Here is a 19715-nt window from a genome sequence, read left to right on the forward strand (position 1 = left end):
CACCTTCTTTCTATTTTGTTTCGTCTTCTTCTGTCAGTAAATGATGAAGCATTCTTTCCCGGTTTTGTAAAAAATAATGTGTAATTTGGTAATGATCTGTCATTTCATAAGGTATTTCCTCAAGGGAAGAAGAATCAAAATTCAAGATAACTCCCTCTGGATAGCCTAATAAAATAGGAGAATGTGTAGCGATAATAAATTGTGCATTCCCTTTTTTAGAAAGATCATGAATTGTTTTTAGTAACGCAAGCTGTCTTGCTGGGGAAAGTGCTGCTTCTGGTTCATCTAAAAGGTAGAGAGCTTTCTCATTGAAGCGATGTGAAAAAAGCGAAAGAAATGCTTCTCCATGTGACTGCTCATGCAAAGATTTTCCTCCGTACGCTTTAAAAACATCTTGATCAGGATGTTCTTTCTGCAGGATATCAAGATATGTAGCAAAATTATAAAATGATTCTGCTCTTAAAAAGAAACCATTCGAGACTTTCGGCATCCATGATAAGCGAATATATTCATCTAAAATTGGTTTTTGTTCATACGTGCTATACTGATTATTTTTAGCGCCTCCAGAGAGATGAAAGCCACAATTTGACGCAATCGCCTCCAATAGTGTGGACTTACCAGACCCGTTTTCTCCCACAAAAAAAGTTACGCACGTGTTAAAATCGAGCTCTTCAAGCGCTCCAATGACCGGAATTGAAAAAGGAAACTGCTCGAAACTAGGCACTTTATGACGCAGTAGACTCACTTTCCTCAAAAACATAAACACTCTTCCTCCCTATTTTTTCTTTCATTTTAATAGCAATGTAGAAAGAAAGACAACCATAATCAAATACATTTTATCCCAAAATCGAGTGGATATTGTATACTAAATGAAAGAGCGGTGTTAAAGATGTACTCGGCTAGAAAAGGGACTTCACTCTGCGGCACTTCTATAAAAACAATTCGACATTACAGCAATATTGGACTTCTAGAACCTTCATTTATACATAACGAAACAGGATATCGTTACTATAGTTATCAATAACTTGAAAAATTACGGTACATTCTGTTTTTTAATTTGTTTTATTATTTATCGTACAAATTCCATCATTACTTAAAAGGAGACCTATCAATGATTACTCACTATTCTGATGTCCAGCTCCATACACTATCCATTCAAGGTGTTAAACAAATTTATAAAGAGCGTCTTCACTTCCCTATCACCTATGAATCTTCCACATTTATCCGTTTTCAGATCAGCTCTTATACAACGCTAAGTTTTAAAGAAGAATATACTCCCGTATCCCCTGCTCATGTCGCGTTCCAAGTGCCATATTCGCTATTCTATGAATCCGCCTCTTTTTTAAGTCAATCTGGCTTGCTTCTCCTAGGGCAAGAAAATGATAAATATATTGATGATGAGAACGGACGAAGAAACCTTTATTTTCGAGACGGAGACGGTCATCTTTTAGAAATTATTGCTCATGAAAGTGTTGACGAAACAGTCCTAAAACCGTTAGGAGATCTCCATATTATGTACATCCGGGAAGTTGGTTTCCCTGTTTCTTCTGTTCCTGTTTTCAGAGAGTGGCTAAAAAATAAACTGAGTATGAAAACAGAGCGAGATCAAGATATATTTAACTTTGTAATAAGTGGAACCGCTCATGCTGTTGTTGTTTCTAAAACAAGGCCTTGGATTCCGATTGCTCTAAAAGCCTTGGCTCCTCGTATGATTGTAACGTTTGGCACACCTAACTTGTCCTTTATAAAAGAGCTAGGAGAGAAAGTAGAAAATGCCAAATGGAATAGCCATCTTCTTTGCTTTTCAAAAGAAGAGTATGCTTTTCAAGTACAATTTACTCCTGACCTTCATAAAGATGTCCCAGCACGGCTTAACCTTCCGTTTTGAATGAGTGATGCTCATTCAGGGTAAAACAGAAAGAAAAAGGTTAAAAAGGTGCGACAACATGATAAAAAATATTAGCGATTGCTTAGAAGCAATTTATAACTTACCTTTAAATCAATCACTCTCGCGTGAGCATCTGCTTCATTCATCTTTTCTCGTCGGAAAAGAAAACAACGTTGAAATCTACTATTCCCCGCACAATGAATATATCAATAAGGATGCCAAAGTGATTATCGTTGGAATTACACCCGGATTTCAGCAAATGAAAATGGCATATGAAACGTTGAGAAGTGAATTAGCTAATGGACATTCATTAGAATATGGATTAAAAAAATCGAAAATAGCGGGAAGCTTTGCGGGAAGCATGAGAAGAAATTTAATTCACATGTTAGAAGAATGCGGTCTTCCGACAGCGCTTGGGATAAAAGATGCTGCTTCTCTTTTTTCAACAGAACGAAACATTCTTCATACAACATCAGTTATCAAATATCCTGCTTTTTATAAAGGGAAAAACTATACAGGTTCTCAGCCTATGATTGATAAAAATAAACTTTTGTCGTCTTACGCGTACACTATATTCCCAGAGGAGCTTGCACAGTTGCCTTCTAAAGCCCTTGTTATTCCCCTTGGAAAAGCTGTTGATCGTGTTCTAACAAACTTAGCCCAAGAAGGAAAAATTAAACAAGCATTCTTAACAGGTTTCCCTCATCCATCAGGTGCAAATGGACATCGTCGCAAGCAGTTTGAACAACGAAAAGAAGCGCTAATAAAAGACATTTTTCAGTGGACACAAGAAAGGGCATAAAATATTTTTATGCCCTTTCCTTTTTATTCAAATTTTGACTTTCTTCTTTTTCTTCCCATCACAAAAGCTGCACAAATTAAAAAGAAAATCCCAAGAGCAGTTCCAATGAGCATCGCATAATCAAAATGACGTTCAAATCCTAATCCAGCTGTAATGCAAGCGATAAATAAACATAAAAAGAATACGGTATAGCTTCTACGCATCTTACCTCTCCTTTTAAAACTTACTTCTCCCTTTTATAACCATCCAAAATCTTTTTCATTAGTATGCTCAAAAAGCTAGAAAAAATGATGCTTCATATATAACATATTTGTTAAGATTTTTCACTCTGTAGTTTTATGCTAAAAGGGGTTTTCCCCTCCCCTTATTCTCTTTTATACTTTCTTTTTATGATTTAGTACTGATATTCAGGAAACAAATTTCGCCCTGTCTCTTTTTAACATGTTCTCTCACCTTACCCGTTTTGTGATAAGTTTTCTTAATGGTTATTCATTCTTTTTTTCTATTTTCATAATCTATAGAAAAGATTATATAATGAACATTGTAGACATTTATAACACCCTTAGAGAAGCTAAACCGTCTAACAAAGGAGTTAACACATTTGGAGAGGCGTGTGAAAGATGGCATTAAATAAATCATTAGCAAAAGTGGTTGTGGAGATTAACGAAACAGCAAATAAATTTCAATCAAGCATTGTCATCAAAACAGGTGATAAAACGATTGATGCCAAAAGTATTCTTGGTCTAACGTATACAGTACTTAATTCTCAATCATTTCAAGTTGAAATACATAGAGAAGATGAAGAAGGAGCAAAACGAGCAATGTCACACGTTTTTTGGAAAAATAATCTTCCTATTGAGCTTGTCTAAATCTCTACTTTTTTGATTTCTACTAAACTGTACAGGGGGAAAAAGGATGGACTACATTATAAATCAGTTTAAAGAAGTACCAACAACATGTATATCAGATGCAATGGATGGTTTAAATAACTTGGACTCAGCTATTAAACCATTAAAAGAAGAGTACAAATTTGCCGGACGAGCCCTAACCGTTAAGATGCCTGTTGGCGATAACCTTGCCGTCTTAAAGGCCATACGTCAAGCAAGGGAAGGCGACGTTATTATTATAGACACAAAAGGAAACAGCTACCGTGGAATTGCGGGAGATTTTGTTGTCGGAATGATGCAAACGCTTGGGGTTAGTGCACTTGTTGTAGACGGTGCTGTTCGAGATGTTGTTGGAATTAAAGAACTGAATTTCCCTGTTTTCTGTAAAAGTACAGCTGTTGCGGCAAGCGGAAAAGCAGGCGTAGGTGAATTGAACGTGCCGATTTCTTGCGGAGGTGTTTCAATCAGTCAAGGAGACATCCTTGTTGGCGATGCGGACGGTGTTGTAGTTGTTCCCCAAAGTCAGGCGGAAACAGTGTTAAAAAAAGCGCTTCAAAAGCTGCGGAAAGACGAAGAAAGAGAACAAAAAATTTCTGGAAATCCTGAAGCTATTAAAGAATACTTAGATAATATGATTAATAAAACAGCAAAATAACAGCGCAAAAACCTAGCTTGCAGGTAAGCTAGGTTTTTTATTTCTCTTATGTACAAGATTATCCAAGAGATGAGGCTTATTTAAAAACCTTTTGGTCACCTTTCAAACAAAACATTAGAAAATAACTTCTTCTCACAACATCCTCTATCCTTTTTCTTATAAGGCTCATGCACTTCAATGCTACATTATTTACGCATCACTCTTATAATATATGCCTTATATTCGAAATAGGGAGGTTCGTCTTCCCCCTTCTTTTCATAGGTCTATTCCTTTCCCTATTCCAAACTGATTCTTCTATCTTAAATTTATCTGAATAAGTTCATTCTTAACGAAGATGCTAAAAAAGAAAAAAACAGAAAGTACTTTAATTTACATCCCGCCTACAAACTTTATTTTAGTTGATCGTCAAAAATCCGAACAATACGCCTTTTCCCTCTTAATTATAGAAATAATTAAATGAGGAAAAGAAAAGAGAAATATAGCGCTTACTTTCTTACTTTTTATGTTCAAATCTCTACAAAAACTATTATTTCCTCTCAAAAAATAAAAATATTATAAAAGTTTGACAACTAACTCAAAATGAAGTATATTTTTAACGAACGTTGAAAGTGAATTCAAATATAAATATTCGTATTTAGAGGTGTAACTAATGGAAAACGTGTTTGACTATGAAGATATTCAGTTAATTCCAGCTAAGTCTGTAGTAAATAGCCGTTCTGAGTGTGATACAACGGTCGAGTTTGGCGGTCGTACGTTCAAACTTCCTGTAGTTCCTGCAAACATGCAAACAATTATCGATGAAAAAATCTCTGTTTACTTAGCAGAAAACGGTTACTTTTATGTAATGCACCGTTTCCAACCAGAAAAGCGACTTTCATTTGTAAAAGACATGAAAGAACGTGGACTATTCGCATCTATTAGCGTTGGTGTTAAAGAGGAAGAGTACACATTTGTGCAACAGCTTGCAGATGAAGGTCTTGCACCAGAATATATTACAATTGATATTGCCCACGGTCATTCAAATGCCGTGATTAAAATGATTGGACATATTAAAAACCTTTTACCAACTACATTCGTTATTGCCGGAAACGTTGGAACGCCTGAAGCAGTACGTGAATTAGAGCGTGCTGGCGCAGACGCAACTAAAGTTGGCATCGGTCCAGGAAAAGTATGTATTACAAAAATTAAAACAGGCTTTGGAACAGGAGGATGGCAGCTAGCTGCTCTTCGCTGGTGTGCAAAAGCCGCAAGCAAACCAATTATCGCTGATGGCGGAATCCGTACGCACGGTGATATCGCAAAATCTGTTCGCTTTGGTGCTGCTATGGTTATGATTGGTTCTCTATTTGCTGGTCATGAAGAGTCTCCTGGAGAGTCTGTTGTACGAGAAGATGGCAAGCTTTACAAAGAATACTTTGGTTCAGCTTCTGAATTCCAAAAAGGCGAAAAGAAAAATGTTGAAGGAAAGAAAATGTACGTAGAGCATAAAGGTGCTCTTCAAGATACGTTAACAGAAATGGAACAAGATCTTCAGTCTTCTATTTCTTATGCTGGTGGCAATAAGTTAGAAGCTATCCGTAACGTTGATTATGTAATCGTGAAAAATTCGATTTTTAATGGAGATAAAACGTATTAATGAATAGAAAAGCCCAAGACTTTGTATCTTGGGCTTCTCTTATTCCACTCTGCTGAATGCATAAATAAACCTCGAAAGCATCTAGCAATCGAGATTTATTTTTCATTTACCATTATATAGTTTTTAATAACTTAATAATTTCTATATAGATAGACTTCTTGCTAAATGATAAATTTCTAGATTAATAACATGCTGATCTTCCACTAATTCTTCCAAAGGTCTATAGATTAATTGACCATTTTTCACTCCTACCATTACTCCCTTTTCTCCTTCGTTGAGTAAATCTACAGCCTTTGCCCCCATTTGACTACTTATCATTCGATCATAAGCGCTAGGAGCTCCACCACGTTGAAGGTGTCCAAGTATGGTCACTTTCGTATCAAATCCAGTCTTTTCTTGAATCATTTTTCCCATCTCTGTTCCTATCGCTTTTCTTACTCCTTCGGCAACAACAATAATACTATGGGTCTTTCCGCGTTTATAACCATGTTTGATTCTAGCAATAATATCTTCTATATCATATTCTGCTTCTGGAATAATCAGAGATTCTGCCCCTACACCTATCCCTGTCCATAGAGCAATATCACCTGCATGACGCCCCATCACTTCAATAACATATGTGCGATCATGCGAAGAGGCAGTATTCCGAATTTTATCGATAGCTTCCACTGCCGTATTGACAGCTGTATCAAATCCAATTGTATAATCGGTACCTGGAACATCGTTGTCAATGGTTCCTGGAATACAGACTGTAGGATATCCTTGAATACTTAAAATCTCAGCACCTTTAATGGCCCCGTTTCCTCCAATTACAATAAGACCTTCGATTCCTTCATCTTTCAATTGTCTTAATGCTTTTTTTTGGACTTCAACGGTGTGAAAGTTTTCACAGTAATCATTTTGTAGGATTGTACCTCCTCTATGAATAATATCCCCTACACTACCAAGGTCCATAGAAATCAAATCACCCTCAACTAGTCCTCTAAAACCATTTCGCACACCATAAACTTTGAGCCCACTAAAAATCCCTCTACGAACGACAGCTCGGATAGCCGCATTCATTCCTGGAGCATCACTGCCACTAGTTAATACAGCAATTTTCTTCATCTTGTTCCCTCTCGATCATCTCTATTATTAATAACATGCCTCTACAAACTGAAACTTTTTAGAATTTGCCCCTGTTGTTAAAAATGAATGTGTTAAAATTGCACCATTTTCTTTTTGTTGAGTTCCTTTAAGTAACATGCCATCTGTAATACCTGTAGCAACAAAGAAACAACGCTCAGATCTTACAATATCGTCCAATTTTAAAACTCCTTTAGGGTTTTTTAACCCCATTTTTACGCAACGCTCCTCTTCTTCCTTATTTTTTGGTATCAGTTTACCTTGAAAATCTCCGCCAAGGCACTTTAAAGCAACAGCTGAAATAACCCCTTCTGGAGCACCACCTGTTCCGACAAAAATGTCTACATCCAGTGCATCAATTGCTGTGGCAATGGCACAAGTAATATCCACATCAGAAAATAGGCGTACTTTCGCCCCTACTTCAAATACCTGCTTTATCAAATAATCATGACGAGGCCGGTCTTGTATCATGACGGTTAGCTCGTTCACAGGTTTCCCTAGCGCTTTTGCTACCGCTGTCATATTTTCTACTAAAGAACAATTAATATCTATACATCCCTTTGCTTTTGGTCCAACTGCAATTTTCTCCATATACATATCTGGTGCATGAAGGAGTGTTCCCTTTTCAGACACAGCGATAACAGCTAAAGAGTTATCTTGCCATTTTGATACAAGTGTTGTTCCCTCCACTGGGTCAACGGCAATATCTACATGCGGACCTGTACCAGTTCCTAACTTTTCGCCAATATATAGCATAGGGGCTTCATCCATTTCCCCTTCACCGATTACAATAACAGCATTCATATCAATTAAATTCATTTGTTTCCTCATGGCCTCTGTACCTGCACTATCCGCTTCATTCTTCTTACCTTTTCCAATCCATGGATGAACAGCAACTGCTGCTTTTTGCGCAACAGATAGAAATTCACCTGCTAATAATTGAACAGATTTGTTATGATCTATCTTTACATTAACCAGGATAATCTACCTCCTCATTTCAGTAAAAGTAAGTTCAATTTCTGATTAAATAGGATCTCACATATTTTTAAAAAACCATCCATCCGCTAAAAATACTTGATCTTTGCGAAGAATGGATGGAATTTATGTCTTCTTATTATACTTGGATATGTTTTAAAAACTCTTGCTCTTTATCATTAATTTGTTGAACTTTTCTAGCTGAATTTCCACCATCAAAGCTTGACTCTAAATACACTTTCACAACTTGTTTTGCCAGTTCTATTCCAATTACTTTCGCTCCCATTGTGAGAATTTGTGCATTATTACTTTTTTGAGCTCGTTCTGCCGAATATGTATCATGACAAAGTGCCGCCCGAATACCAGGCACTTTACCTGCAGCAATTGCAACCCCAATTCCAGTTCCACAAACTAAAATACCTCTTTCAATTTCATTTTTATTAATATCTTCGGCAACTTCAAAAGCAACTTTCGGATAATCCACTTCTGTACAAGAATCTCCACATCCATAATCTACAACCTCATGTCCTAATTCTTGAATATAATCGCTTAAGCTCTTCTTCATTTCAAATGCATTATGATCTGCTCCAATTCCAATTTTCATAATTAACACTCCTTATAGTTTAATAATTTATCTAATTATATACTTTCATTTGTTTTCGTTTTTGTCAATACATTCAACAAAATAAAAATAAACGAAAATCATATATTTACTAAAAAATAATTACATTGGTTTTTAAACTGTATTAAAACTTCATATACTATAGATATAGGGTTAATAAAGCGCTGGTAAACTAAAAAAACTATTATGAAAAGCTCATTATATACGATCAATCATTTTCGTTATTTGTTGTTTTTTCACAAAATACAAAAGTAATTGACAAATAACGAAAACAGACGTAAAATGAATTTAGATAGAATTTGAAAGCGCTATAGAATGTCTTTTATTTGTCTCTATATTTCTCTCAAGTTATTTAAAGTTTTAAATTAATCTAATAAATTTAGAAGGAGCGAGTATCATGTCAAACTTACCATTACCTATTGTAGCTATTACGATTGGAGATCCTGCTGGAATCGGTCCAGAAATTACTCTAGATACCATTGTAGAAGAAAGAGTTTATCAAGAGTGTAAGCCTTTTCTTATTGGGTCTATCGATATTGTTAAAAGAGCAATGAAAGTGAAAAAGTGTAATTTTGAGATAAACAAAATCAATCACCCTTCTGAAGGTAAATTTCAATATGGAATTATTGATGTGTTGGAAACTGGTAGCTATGACTGTGAAAGTATTGAGTATGGGAAAGTACAAAAATTAGCGGGACAAATGTCATATGATTATGTTTTAAAATCAATAGAGTTAGGGCTTAACAAGGAAATTGATGTAGTTGCTACTGCACCAATACATAAAGAGGCGATCAAACTTGCAAATTGTCCTCAACCTGGTCACACTGAAATCTACGGTGAACTAACACACTCAGATTATGCATTAACAATGTTTAATTGTCGTAATTTAAAAGTTTTCTTTGTTAGCCGCCATAAAGCTCTTAAAGAAGCTTGCGATTATGCCACAAAAGAAAGAGTGTTAGATTCTGTTCATCAAATTAATAAAGAACTTGTAGGCATTGGTCTTAAAAATCCTAAAATCGCTGTTGCAGCCTTAAATCCTCATGCCTCTGATAACGGTCTATTTGGAACTGAGGAAGCTGATCATTTAATTCCTGCTGTACAAACCGCTCAAGAACAAGGAATCAATGCAGTTGGTCCAGTACCTGCTGACTCTGTTTTCCATCTAGGTTTACAAGGACGATATGATGCTATTCTATCTCTATATCATGATCAAGGACATATTGCTTGCAAGACACTAGATTTTGAGCGTTCTATTACAATTACATGGGGTCTGCCATTTATGAGAAGCTCTGTTGATCATGGAACAGCTTTTGATATTGCAGGAAAAGGAATTGCTGGCTCTGTAAGTATGCTTGAAGCAACTCTTGTTGCAGTAGATTATTGGAAAATGAAACAAAAGAATTTAGCTTATAAATAAATATAATTTCCCGTTGATTGATATAGGAACAAGATTTTCTATATCAATCAATGTTGTAACATAATTATCCATTCTAACACCTTTATGAAAACGTTATCTAACTATGAATGCTTACCTTTTATAAGCATTTTCTCGTTAAACCTAAATTTTCAATAAGTTGGAGGGTATAAAATGGGCAAAATAGGGATAGTGGCAGATGATTTAACAGGTGCCACTACAGTTGGTGTTTTATTAGCTAAATCAGGGATCTCGACTGCGGCTTTCTTTGATGAAAACTCACTCGAGGAAAGAACAAACTATCAAGCAATGGTTCTTAGCAGCGACAGTAGACACTTAAAAAAAGAAGAGGCACAGAATAGAGTTAAATTAGCTGTACGAGAATTAAAGAATCATGGTGCTGTTTACTTTTCAAAAAGAATTGATACAACAATGAGAGGCGGAATTGGATTTGAAGTTGATGCAATGCTTGAAGAACTAGATGCTGATACGATAGCTATCATGGTTCCAACAATGCCCCAATCAAACCGAATTCTAGTAGGTGGCTATTCCTTAATTGATGGAGTTGCTTTATCTAAAACTCCTGTAGCAAATGATGTAAGAACCCCTGTTACAGAGACGCATGTACCAAGCCTTATGGCACAGCAAACAAAACAAAAAATAGGGATTATTCCATTAGGAGATGTACTCTTAGGAAAAGAACAATTAAAACAAACGCTAATCGAAAAGCGAGAGAACAATGCAAGAGTAATTATTATAGATGCCGTGACACTTGAGGATGTAGAAACAATTGCAGAAGCTGTAACTGAGTTAAAGTGGAATGTTTTAGCTATTGATCCTGGTCCATTTTCAGAAAAGCTAGCTATATTAAAAGGTTATGGTTCCCATAACGAACAAATCATAGATAACTATACTATTGAACAAGAGATAAAAGGAACCGTTCTAGCTGTTGCTGGTAGTGCCTCCCCCGTCACTAAAACTCAATTGAAAGCGCTATCTTCAGAGAGTGGTACTTATCAGATATCTGTTGATGCGGAGTTACTCATTGATAAGAGAAATCACGCATTTCTAGAAATACACCGCTCAACAAAGAAGGCTATTGCTGCTTTAGAATCGCAAACTTCTAGAGTTATATTGTTAGAAAGTGCCTTAAACGGGAATGTCCTTAATTTACAAGAGAAGGAAGCATATTATGGATTACAACCAGGAGATGCTGCTCGCAATATTAATACAGGACTAGGAGAAATCGTTAAAAACCTACTAAATAATAGAATAGACGATATTAAAGGTATTTATTTGACTGGCGGGGATACTATGGTAAGCGTTCTTCGTCTGTTAGGTGCACAAGGAATTGAATTAATTGATTATGTAATCCCACAGGCTGATTTAGGAAGAATCATTGGCGGAAAATATGACGGACTTATTGTTGTTGGCAAAGGTGGATTAACAGGTAAGGAAAATACAGCAATCTCTATTATAAGAAGAATCTTTGAAGAATCCTTAAAATCCGGTGCAAAAACGACCTTAAACCATTAACAAATATGTAAGGCAGCATAGTAACTTATGATTTAAGCTATTCGTTTCTCAAGTTAAAAGATAGAGTTAGTAGTTCCTATAAAAAGGTGTGATAATATGAATATTTTAAATAAAATGCAAAAGGTCCCTGGAGGATTAATTATTATTCCCTTATTGGCCGCGATTTTAATTAATACATTTATCCCTAGTGTTATGTCAGTTGGTGGTCCTACAACGGCCTTATTTAAAGAAGGATCATCAGCAATGATGGGGATATTCTTACTGATTTGTGGATCTTCTATTAATATAAAACAAGCAGGTTTACCTCTCTATAAAGGTTCTGTGTTACTTGGCTTAAAATTTATTGTTGGTGCGGGTATAGGCTGGGCTGTTGGTCTTATGTTTGGTCCTGAAGGAATCTTAGGATTATCAACACTTGTACTTATTAGTGCACTAACTAGCTCTAATAGTTCACTATATATTGCACTTTGTTCAGACTATGGGGATTCAAGTGATGCCGGAGCCATTTCTGTTCTATGTATTAAAGATGGGCCATTTGTAAGCATGGTTGCCTTGGGCGCTACTGGACTTGCTAGTATTCCTTTTGAATCATTAATTGCCATGATTATTCCCCTTCTAATAGGTGTCGTTTGGGGAAATCTTGATAAACAGTTTCGTGATCTTTGTGCGAAAGCACAGCCACTTATCATTATTATTATGTCTTTTGCTATCGGAGCTAACTCTAATATCAATACTATTTTCACGGCTGGTATTACAGGTATTTTACTTGGTTTAATTGCATTTCTTACAGGTTTTCTTTTTTACTTCCTATACAATCTGTTCTTAAAAAAGAAAACCGCTCTCGGAACTGCCCTTGGCACAGTAGCTGCAAGTTCAGCTTTAACTCCTGCTATTATAGCTGAAGCTGACCCTTCTCTACAACGTTTTGTAGATGCTGCTACCGCCCAGCTTGCTACAGCAAGTATTATTACAATGTTACTTTGCCCACTACTTATTGCTTTCTTAGATAAAAGGCTTAAAAAGAAAAGAAATATTAAAGAAGCTAAAATATCAGATATTTCTGATAATAGCAGTACAGCTTGATAGAGAATACAAAAAATTGTTGATTGATTGAGTCCTCTCTTTCAACCAACAATTTTCATTTTTAAGGAGTAGATGTCATTATGATTAAAACATTGCTAAGTGAAAACAAAAAAATAGACGTTCTTCCTATTGGATTAGGAGCAAATGCTATTGGTGGATATAATATCTTCAATAATATAGAGGATGATAAAGGAAAAAAAACACTCCATCATGCTTTGGAAAGAGGAATCAATTTTATTGATACAGCTTTTCGTTATGGGAATGGACACTCAGAGGAACTAATTGGGGAAGTTTTAAAAGAACATAACCGCGAACAAGTTGTAATAGCAACAAAAGGAGCTCATCGACTTACACCAATATGATGTTAAAACAAAACCGATGTAATTGAACACGTAAAGTGGTCAATTACATCGGTTTCTTTTTTCCTTTTATTTAGCTACTTTGCTATTTTGAATGAATCTTTCAATATCATCTAGTATTGGTTCAAATTTTTGTAGATCCCAAGCAGAACGTCCAATAAATAAGCCATTTACATTTTCACCTTGTAAATAATCTATTGCGTTTTTTCTATTTACACTTCCACCAAATAAGATAGGTACATTCTTTCCTACATGCCCAAACATTTCTACAAGTACGTTACGAATGTGATTATGCATCTGATGAACATATTCTGACGTAGCTTCGACCCCTCCTTCACCAATTGCCCAGACTGGCTCATAAGCAATCATCACATCCTCTACTTGTTCTTGAGATACCCCTTTTAAACATACCTTCAATTGTATGGAGAGAGATTCTCTACTAATACCAAACTCTTTTTGTTCTATGTGTTCCCCAATGCAAACTAATGGGGTAATGTTATATTTTAAAGAAGCTTGAATTTTCTTATTTAAGTCTTGATCATTTTCATTATAAAATTGACGTCTTTCAGAGTGACCTAGTTCAACTAAATCTACTCCTATTTCTTTTAACATAGTAGGAGAAACTTCACCTGTAAAGGCTCCCTCATCCTCCCAATGCATATTTTGTGCTCCTAATAAAATATTAGAGTCTATTTCTCTTTTTAGAGGAAATAATGATGTATACGGAGGAATAATAAAAAGCTGCATACTCAGGTCTTTGTTTTTCGCTATTTCCTGCAACTCTCTAAAGTAAACTTGTCCTTCTTCAATCGTTTTATGCATTTTCCAGTTAGTACCAACATATACCTTATCCATTTTGATATCCGCTCCCTAATAGTTTCATCCCTAACTTCATTCTTTATTATATCATCTTTTTATCTTTTGTTATCGTTTTCTTTGTTTTTTGTGGTAATATTAATAATAAAGAAAATAAACGAAAAAATAATTATCTTCTCTTGTCATTTTTAAAAATGAATAAAAATGGAAAAGGTAATCTAATTTTAAAAAATAGGTGGGAAATATTATGTATGCGGATGAACGTAGAAATAAAATCTTGGAAATTGTTATAGAAAAAGAAACAGTATCTGTAAATGAATTAACAGAACTTCTTAACTTTTCCGCAGCCACAGTTCGTTCTGATTTAAGCCAATTAGAGAAACAAGGGCTCTTAAACCGAACCCATGGTGGCGCCATGATTAAAGAAAAAGGTATAGATGTAGTAGATAAAAAATATGAAGTACGCGAAAAGAAATATCGTACTGAGAAACAGAGAATTGCTTCATATGCGATTAAACATATAGAAGAAGGTCAATGTATTCTTTTAGACGCAAGTTCTACCTGTTTCGAGCTTGCAACACTGTTAAGGGATTCTACAATGAGATTAACTGTTGTAACAAGCGGTTTATCAACAGCATCATTGCTTAAAGAAAACCCATACTTAACAGTGATTGTAATCGGTGGGATTGTCCGAAGCTCTTCTAATTCTGTTGAAGGCCTACTAGGATGTGAGCTCTTAAGAAAGATTAATATTGATATCCTTTTTACTTCTGCATATGCTTTCAATACAAAAGACGGACTTACTGATTTTAGCTTATATGAAGTAGAATTAAAACGAGAAATGGTTGCTGTTACGAATAAAACAATTGCTTTACTTGATCATAGTAAAATCAACAAAAACTCTATTGCTACTTTTGCTCATACACATGAAGTGGATGTATTAATTACAGATCAAGAAGTTTCTGACGAGATAAATGAATATTTTACTTCCCAAGGGAAAATTATAGAAATTGCGAATTAACTAGCCTTATCCTCTATAGAAAGCGCCGTTTAATATAATCCTTTATATTAAACGGCGCTTTTACAATCTATACATGAGGACAATTTAACGCTTCTCTTATATGGCTTTCGAGCAGGTTTAGAGGAGTATTAATACAAATGCCTGTCTTCTCCCCCACATGTTGAGCTAGGGGAGCCATAGAAAGCTGTGCAACAGAGAGCGATGTATCTCTTCTCTCGTTTAGAAGGTTTTCTAATCGTTCCTCTACTATTCTTTTATATTTCTCTTTCTCTCCTTTCATAACAAACTCGAAGGCTCCTTCTATTAAGATTGGCGTAATATTAATCTTCTTCTGATACCGGTCAGCGAACATATCTAATTGGTTCATTGTCCCTTTAACTGTTTCAGGATTCGTAAAAACTAGTGTTTGAGGTGTCTCTTTCTCACAAATTTTATGGAATAGGGGAGCATCAATTTTTATAATAGGAATACAAATCCCCAATTTCTCTTCATTAAGATATGCTGTAAAAAACGTGCACGTAATTAAAATTCCATCAACTCCTGTGCTAGCTATCCAATTTAGTGTATCCCCTATTTTCTTTTGTATATCACTAACAGTAAAACTTTGATCATTCTTACGAGCATCAAGACCTGGATCTACAAAATGTAGAAGTTCAATATCCATATTGCGTAATGATGCCTCAATATGTTCAATATTTGAGTGATGAGCATGGAAACAGGCTAGTTTTTTCATTTGGAGTGCTCCTTTTTTAGAATAGTGATAGGTAATTCATATTTATTGTTCTAAATTTTCTTTCATTTCTTTAATATCTATTCCTTCATACCATCCATAGTTTCTTAAAATCTTTAAAGCTTCCTTACTCGTATCCAATGCCTTCACTTCCCTAATACCGACTATGTAAAATCTCCGAAAGCTATTTATAAAAACATCATTAATAAACTCCTCGGCTTTTTTAAAAAGGTTTATTCCTACGTTTTACCAATTTATAAAAAATCCTTAATTAACTTAAAGCTAACTAAGGATTTTATTTAAAATGTATTTTGTATTTTCTATGTTAACCTTACCATCAATACTTTCCTTCCTTCATACCTTTCTCTACTCTAGCGTCACAAAAGTCTTTGATTAACTCATCAACTTTGTCTTTTCTCACTATTTTCTCCAGCCAATCCTTAGGAATACCTTCCATCTTGTAGTACATTCCTGCTAAAGTCCCTGTTATCGCTCCTACTGTATCTGTGTCATCACCTAGATTAACGGCTTTTAAAACTGCTGCTTTAAAAGAAGAAGTCGTCCCTAAACACCATATAGCCGCTTCTAAAGTATGTACTACATAACCACCTGACAAAATCTCTTCTTCTGGGATGTTAAAGAAATTATCTTTAAATATTCTTTCATAGTGCTGGAATTCTTTTTGATAGGGATGATCTTCATTAAAAATATGATTAAAAAGAAGCTGTATATTTTGAATTGCTTTTTCAAGGGAATCATTCAGAGACATTCTAACTAACAGTTCTACATAAATAAAAGACCCTACAATAGCTCGTGGATGCGCGTGTGTTATTTCCGTATATTGTCTAATGATTTTAACGTGTTTATCAAAGTCAAAATCTTTACTTAAGATAAGGGCTAATGGAGAAATTCTCATAATTGCTCCATTTCCATTATCATATTCAGATGTTCCGCCACATTGTGTTAATGGTGTTCCTTCCTTAAAACGTCTAATTGCTTTTACAGTGGCAATTCCTATATCAAACATCTTTCCATGAGGAGTAAGGTAGCCATTCTCTTCATATTGTACAAACTTCTTCATTAAATCTAGCGGGCTACCATTTTCCGTTAAGTTTTCGACTAAACATAAAGTCATTGACGTATCGTCTGACCATGTACCAGGTGGCTGATTATATGTTCCATATCCCGTGACATCGTTAATATGAAAAGTCCCTCTTTTTTTAAACTCTACAGGTACTCCTAACATATCGCCAATAATACCTCCGTAAAGCGTCGGTAAAACTTGCTTTTTAATAGCTATTTCTAGAAACATTTTGTCATCTGCCTCCCATCGTTCTAGTAATCTCATTTTTATCAATCCTTTACTTTACTAAGTTATTCGATTTAAACGTCAACTTTGACATTTAATCTTTAAATTCTCCCTTACTAATGTTCTCTCTTAAGCTCTCTAGCGCATGTATTCTTTCTAACTTTATTAAAAAAACTTTATCTAACCTTAATCTATAATATTATTTATACAATAAAGGCCGGATTTCTCCGGCCTCTTTATCTATTACTCATATCCAAGATCATTTAATGCTTTTTCAGCATTTGCTACTGTTTCTTCTCCTACATGCGTGCCCTTTTCAGCAATGACTTTATAATAAACTGCTGCTTTCTTTTGCTCTTCTTCACTTCCTGTACTCCATGTTTGAGCTTGTGCTAACATACTGCTTATCTGAGCATCATAACGCTGTTGAACTTTTGCTTTTTCTTCATCAGACCAGCCTGTGTTTTCTGATGCTCCAACTGCTTCATCTAAGTAATAAAACACCTGTTGTGTGTGTTCTTCTACATTTTGTTCTTGTTTTTCTAAAGTGTTTACTCGATCAAGTATATCAATCACTGTCTTACGACTTTCTGCTTGAGTTTTTATACTTTCGTCAAGACCTTTTACATTTACAATCAAGTTGTAAGTTTCAGTTTGTGCTGTAAGCTCTTTTTGCCCAGCTTCTTCTAGTAGGTGTTTTGCCGCTTTTTCAACAAGCGCTCCTCCTAGATTCTTCTCTGGATAAAGTCGATTTGCTTCACTTCCATATGCAATAGCTTCTTCGGTTTCACCAGCATTGTACTGTTTTTCACCTGCTGCAACATATCCATAAGCTGTTTTACGATCCGTAGCTGTTTGTGCGATATCTTCATTTACATCTTTTGCTGTTACCGTTAGAAGCTCATATGCACGCTCAGCTTTTCCTTCATCCATCGCTACTGCTTTTTCACTTAAAGCTGTATTCGCTTTTTGTAGAACCCCTTTTGCTCCATCTGTTTCTTGACGTTTATAACCTTCATGAGCAAAAATAACGGCTTGTGTTGGATCCTCGTCAATTAGTTTTTCAGCTTGCATAGCTAAGCGATAGCCGTAAAACTCATCTTGTGCTTTTTCACTAATTTCACTTGGTACTGTTGATAAACCAGTTAAAGCAGCATAGCTTTGAGCAAGATGATCTTTCGTATACTTATCGTTATAAGCACTGTTGCTCTTCATCTGTTCTACAGATTGATCAAGAAGTTTTTCACTTGCTTCATCGATTATATCTTGAAGGTCTGGGTATTTCTCAACATATGCTGAAGCTTGTTGAAGCGTTTGAACATATTTTTGGTCTTCCATTAAATCTTCGAAAAACTCTTTTAACTTATCTTCATCATTTTCTTCATCTTCTTTTGGCTTTGTTGCATATTCAATTTCTTGTTTCTCTTCAATAGCGGTTATCTCACTAAGAGTTCGTAATGCCTCACTTCGTTTGGCATCTGCTTCTTTACTCTCTTCTTCTGAGTAGTTCGCAACGAGTTGATAATTATTAATAGCGTTAATCAATTTTTGCTTGTTCGCTTCACGTTGGCTTTCCTCAAGTTTATTTGCTAGATTTGCAGCAGCTTCACTTGCTAGCTTGTCCGCTTCATCCATTACACTATTTTTTGCTTCTGTTAATTGTTGTTCATTACCATTAATAAGATCTGCAAATGTTCCAGCATAGTAAAGCTGATCTTTTGCGTCCCCGCCATCAATCACATACACATCAACATACTCTTCACGCGTAACTTTTTTAATCTCTGCTTGTAATTTTGCAAGCTCTGCGTTATATAACTGCGCTTCTTTACTATTAAGCTGTGATCTGTTTAATGATTGAATAAGCTGTTGGGCTACAAGAGTCTCACTTTTTGGATTTTTATAGCGTTCATTAAGCATTTGTTGCATTAAACTTACTACTTCTTCTTTTGATGTTTCTCCATTTCCATAATACAGAACGTCATCTTCTCTGTTTTGATTTGCATAATAGGCTAGGCGCTCATATGTGTCTTCTTGAATAGCAAGGGTAACGTTCTCAAGTGGCTTGTCTGGATTTTCATCCTCATCTCCTTGGCCTGAACCTTCATTCCCTTGGCCCGAACCTTCATTTCCTTGACCTGAACCTTCATTCCCTTGGCCCGAACCTTCATTTCCTTGACCTGAACCTTCATTTCCTTGGCCTGAACCTTCATTCCCTTGGCCTGAACCTTCATTTCCTTGGCCTGAACCTTCATTTCCTTGGCCTGTTTCGCTATCTCCTTTAGAAGTAATATCCTCACCAGTACCATTATCATCTTCCCCTAAATCTAAACTACCATCTGAAAGCTTTGGATCATCAACATCTGGTAGTGGGGTCTGATTTAAATCCATTGGAAGCGTAACAACCGGACCCTTCGACTTTCCTTCATCCTGCACCCCTGCTACAGCATCCTTCTTACTCACAACAGGCTCTGGAACATCTGGAAGCTCTGTTGGATCAATGCTTAGGAATGTTAAAGGATCTTCTGATTTTGATGGGTTAAAAAGATAAGCAAACGGATCGCTTGATTTTGTTGCCGTTGTTTTATCTTTGCTATCTGTTTTCTTATCCTCACTGCTTTTATCTTTCTTTAATTCACTTAAGGCTTTCTCAAGGTCGCTTCCAATTTGCTCATCTGCTGTTTTTTCTTTTTTATCCTGCGTTGCTTCTGTCGCTACTTCTGGCTCCTGCTTTTTATTAAGCTGGATTGCCACTACGATAAGAACTGCAAGACAGATGGTGACAATGCCCCCGATAATCCATCTTGCTTTTGGTGACATTTTCTCATTTTGTTGTTCTTCCACGTTGTTCCCTCCC

19 protein-coding genes and 1 pseudogene are annotated in these 19715 nt (G+C 35.6%); 11 read left to right on the forward strand and 9 right to left on the reverse strand.

The window, feature by feature from the left end; all coding sequences use genetic code 11:
- Nucleotides 1–10 precede the first annotated feature (10 nt).
- Complete coding sequence (locus MOC86_RS08960; protein WP_268583835.1) at nucleotides 11–760, reverse strand: AAA family ATPase; 750 nt, start codon at nucleotides 758–760, stop codon at nucleotides 11–13.
- Between the two features lie 129 nt (nucleotides 761–889).
- Between MOC86_RS08960 and MOC86_RS27470 the strand changes: the two genes are divergently transcribed.
- The 3 genes from MOC86_RS27470 to MOC86_RS08970 all read left to right on the forward strand — a co-directional run bounded on the left by MOC86_RS27470 (nucleotide 890) and on the right by MOC86_RS08970 (nucleotide 2690).
- Nucleotides 890–1024 carry a MerR family DNA-binding transcriptional regulator gene (locus MOC86_RS27470; RefSeq protein ID WP_419146618.1) on the forward strand — a complete coding sequence of 45 codons (135 nt, stop codon included), beginning with the start codon at nucleotides 890–892 and terminating at the stop codon, nucleotides 1022–1024.
- Between the two features lie 87 nt (nucleotides 1025–1111).
- A complete protein-coding gene (locus MOC86_RS08965) occupies nucleotides 1112–1888 on the forward strand; it encodes a glyoxalase/bleomycin resistance/dioxygenase family protein (RefSeq protein ID WP_268583837.1) in 777 nt (258 codons plus the stop codon).
- Nucleotides 1889–1946: 58 nt separating this feature from the next.
- Nucleotides 1947–2690: a hypothetical protein gene (locus tag MOC86_RS08970; RefSeq protein ID WP_268583839.1), complete on the forward strand. Its 744-nt coding sequence runs from the start codon at nucleotides 1947–1949 to the stop codon at nucleotides 2688–2690.
- Nucleotides 2691–2713: 23 nt separating this feature from the next.
- Here the strand turns inward: MOC86_RS08970 and MOC86_RS08975 are convergent, their stop codons facing one another.
- Complete coding sequence (locus MOC86_RS08975; protein WP_268583840.1) at nucleotides 2714–2893, reverse strand: hypothetical protein; 180 nt, start codon at nucleotides 2891–2893, stop codon at nucleotides 2714–2716.
- A gap of 417 nt (nucleotides 2894–3310) precedes the next feature.
- On the opposite strand from MOC86_RS08975, the gene MOC86_RS08980 reads away from it, so the two are divergent.
- The 3 genes from MOC86_RS08980 to guaC all read left to right on the forward strand — a co-directional run bounded on the left by MOC86_RS08980 (nucleotide 3311) and on the right by guaC (nucleotide 5868).
- The gene (locus MOC86_RS08980) at nucleotides 3311–3559 is read left to right on the forward strand and encodes an HPr family phosphocarrier protein (protein ID WP_268583841.1); all 249 of its coding nucleotides are present in this window, start codon (nucleotides 3311–3313) and stop codon (nucleotides 3557–3559) included.
- 46 nt (nucleotides 3560–3605) lie between these two features.
- On the forward strand, nucleotides 3606–4232 hold the full coding sequence (locus MOC86_RS08985) for an RraA family protein (RefSeq protein ID WP_268583842.1): 627 nt from the start codon (nucleotides 3606–3608) through the stop codon (nucleotides 4230–4232).
- A 649-nt stretch (nucleotides 4233–4881) separates the two neighbouring features.
- Nucleotides 4882–5868: a GMP reductase gene (guaC, locus tag MOC86_RS08990; protein ID WP_019392130.1), complete on the forward strand. Its 987-nt coding sequence runs from the start codon at nucleotides 4882–4884 to the stop codon at nucleotides 5866–5868.
- 141 nt (nucleotides 5869–6009) lie between these two features.
- Here guaC and pfkA read toward each other — a convergent pair whose 3' ends face one another.
- The 3 genes from pfkA to rpiB form a co-directional block, all read right to left on the reverse strand.
- Nucleotides 6010–6975 carry a 6-phosphofructokinase gene (gene pfkA, locus MOC86_RS08995; protein WP_268583843.1) on the reverse strand — a complete coding sequence of 322 codons (966 nt, stop codon included), beginning with the start codon at nucleotides 6973–6975 and terminating at the stop codon, nucleotides 6010–6012.
- Nucleotides 6976–7002: 27 nt separating this feature from the next.
- Nucleotides 7003–7974, reverse strand: a complete 972-nt coding sequence (glpX, locus tag MOC86_RS09000) for a class II fructose-bisphosphatase (RefSeq protein WP_419146626.1) — start codon at nucleotides 7972–7974, stop codon at nucleotides 7003–7005.
- A gap of 133 nt (nucleotides 7975–8107) precedes the next feature.
- A complete protein-coding gene (gene rpiB, locus MOC86_RS09005) occupies nucleotides 8108–8572 on the reverse strand; it encodes a ribose 5-phosphate isomerase B (RefSeq protein ID WP_268583844.1) in 465 nt (154 codons plus the stop codon).
- 415 nt (nucleotides 8573–8987) lie between these two features.
- On the opposite strand from rpiB, the gene pdxA reads away from it, so the two are divergent.
- The 4 genes and pseudogenes from pdxA to MOC86_RS09025 form a co-directional block, all read left to right on the forward strand.
- On the forward strand, nucleotides 8988–10010 hold the full coding sequence (gene pdxA / locus MOC86_RS09010; protein ID WP_268583845.1) for a 4-hydroxythreonine-4-phosphate dehydrogenase PdxA: 1023 nt from the start codon (nucleotides 8988–8990) through the stop codon (nucleotides 10008–10010).
- 171 nt (nucleotides 10011–10181) lie between these two features.
- Entirely contained in the window at nucleotides 10182–11543 is a 1362-nt protein-coding gene (locus MOC86_RS09015) for a four-carbon acid sugar kinase family protein (RefSeq protein WP_268583846.1), read from the forward strand.
- Between the two features lie 96 nt (nucleotides 11544–11639).
- A complete protein-coding gene (locus MOC86_RS09020; protein ID WP_268583847.1) occupies nucleotides 11640–12626 on the forward strand; it encodes a 2-keto-3-deoxygluconate permease in 987 nt (328 codons plus the stop codon).
- An 80-nt stretch (nucleotides 12627–12706) separates the two neighbouring features.
- Nucleotides 12707–12973: pseudogene (locus MOC86_RS09025) on the forward strand (aldo/keto reductase); the annotation flags it as partial.
- Between the two features lie 81 nt (nucleotides 12974–13054).
- Here MOC86_RS09025 and MOC86_RS09030 read toward each other — a convergent pair.
- A complete protein-coding gene (locus MOC86_RS09030; RefSeq protein WP_268583850.1) occupies nucleotides 13055–13840 on the reverse strand; it encodes a triose-phosphate isomerase in 786 nt (261 codons plus the stop codon).
- Nucleotides 13841–14048: 208 nt separating this feature from the next.
- Between MOC86_RS09030 and MOC86_RS09035 the strand changes: the two genes are divergently transcribed.
- Nucleotides 14049–14822 carry a DeoR/GlpR family DNA-binding transcription regulator gene (locus tag MOC86_RS09035; RefSeq protein WP_268583851.1) on the forward strand — a complete coding sequence of 258 codons (774 nt, stop codon included), beginning with the start codon at nucleotides 14049–14051 and terminating at the stop codon, nucleotides 14820–14822.
- A 67-nt stretch (nucleotides 14823–14889) separates the two neighbouring features.
- Here MOC86_RS09035 and MOC86_RS09040 read toward each other — a convergent pair whose 3' ends face one another.
- The 3 genes from MOC86_RS09040 to MOC86_RS09050 all read right to left on the reverse strand — a co-directional run bounded on the left by MOC86_RS09040 (nucleotide 14890) and on the right by MOC86_RS09050 (nucleotide 19702).
- Nucleotides 14890–15555, reverse strand: a complete 666-nt coding sequence (locus MOC86_RS09040) for a hypothetical protein (protein ID WP_268583853.1) — start codon at nucleotides 15553–15555, stop codon at nucleotides 14890–14892.
- Between the two features lie 334 nt (nucleotides 15556–15889).
- Complete coding sequence (locus tag MOC86_RS09045; protein ID WP_419146619.1) at nucleotides 15890–16900, reverse strand: ADP-ribosylglycohydrolase family protein; 1011 nt, start codon at nucleotides 16898–16900, stop codon at nucleotides 15890–15892.
- A gap of 204 nt (nucleotides 16901–17104) precedes the next feature.
- Nucleotides 17105–19702 (reverse strand): hypothetical protein, encoded by a 2598-nt coding sequence (locus MOC86_RS09050; RefSeq protein WP_268583855.1) that lies wholly within the window; start codon nucleotides 19700–19702, stop codon nucleotides 17105–17107.
- Between the last annotated feature and the right edge of the window lie 13 nt (nucleotides 19703–19715).

It is taken from the genome of Priestia endophytica, assembly GCF_026790145.1.
GTDB classification, from domain to species: domain Bacteria; phylum Bacillota; class Bacilli; order Bacillales; family Bacillaceae_H; genus Bacillus_I; species Bacillus_I endophytica_A.

What these genes read in the sequence shown, in the direction of transcription:
- pfkA (WP_268583843.1), bottom strand. Translation starts at nt 6,975, where the DNA reads ATGAAGAAAATTGCTGTATTAACTAGTGGCAGTGATGCTCCAGGAATG.
- MOC86_RS08960 (WP_268583835.1), bottom strand. Translation starts at nt 760, where the DNA reads ATGTTTTTGAGGAAAGTGAGTCTACTGCGTCATAAAGTGCCTAGTTTC.
- pdxA (WP_268583845.1), top strand. Translation starts at nt 8,988, where the DNA reads ATGTCAAACTTACCATTACCTATTGTAGCTATTACGATTGGAGATCCT.
- MOC86_RS08965 (WP_268583837.1), top strand. Translation starts at nt 1,112, where the DNA reads ATGATTACTCACTATTCTGATGTCCAGCTCCATACACTATCCATTCAA.
- MOC86_RS09030 (WP_268583850.1), bottom strand. Translation starts at nt 13,840, where the DNA reads ATGGATAAGGTATATGTTGGTACTAACTGGAAAATGCATAAAACGATT.
- MOC86_RS09045 (WP_419146619.1), bottom strand. Translation starts at nt 16,900, where the DNA reads ATGAGATTACTAGAACGATGGGAGGCAGATGACAAAATGTTTCTAGAA.
- MOC86_RS09015 (WP_268583846.1), top strand. Translation starts at nt 10,182, where the DNA reads ATGGGCAAAATAGGGATAGTGGCAGATGATTTAACAGGTGCCACTACA.
- MOC86_RS08985 (WP_268583842.1), top strand. Translation starts at nt 3,606, where the DNA reads ATGGACTACATTATAAATCAGTTTAAAGAAGTACCAACAACATGTATA.
- MOC86_RS09020 (WP_268583847.1), top strand. Translation starts at nt 11,640, where the DNA reads ATGAATATTTTAAATAAAATGCAAAAGGTCCCTGGAGGATTAATTATT.
- MOC86_RS27470 (WP_419146618.1), top strand. Translation starts at nt 890, where the DNA reads ATGTACTCGGCTAGAAAAGGGACTTCACTCTGCGGCACTTCTATAAAA.
- MOC86_RS08975 (WP_268583840.1), bottom strand. Translation starts at nt 2,893, where the DNA reads ATGCGTAGAAGCTATACCGTATTCTTTTTATGTTTATTTATCGCTTGC.
- guaC (WP_019392130.1), top strand. Translation starts at nt 4,882, where the DNA reads ATGGAAAACGTGTTTGACTATGAAGATATTCAGTTAATTCCAGCTAAG.
- MOC86_RS09040 (WP_268583853.1), bottom strand. Translation starts at nt 15,555, where the DNA reads ATGAAAAAACTAGCCTGTTTCCATGCTCATCACTCAAATATTGAACAT.
- MOC86_RS09035 (WP_268583851.1), top strand. Translation starts at nt 14,049, where the DNA reads ATGTATGCGGATGAACGTAGAAATAAAATCTTGGAAATTGTTATAGAA.
- MOC86_RS08980 (WP_268583841.1), top strand. Translation starts at nt 3,311, where the DNA reads ATGGCATTAAATAAATCATTAGCAAAAGTGGTTGTGGAGATTAACGAA.
- MOC86_RS08970 (WP_268583839.1), top strand. Translation starts at nt 1,947, where the DNA reads ATGATAAAAAATATTAGCGATTGCTTAGAAGCAATTTATAACTTACCT.
- rpiB (WP_268583844.1), bottom strand. Translation starts at nt 8,572, where the DNA reads ATGAAAATTGGAATTGGAGCAGATCATAATGCATTTGAAATGAAGAAG.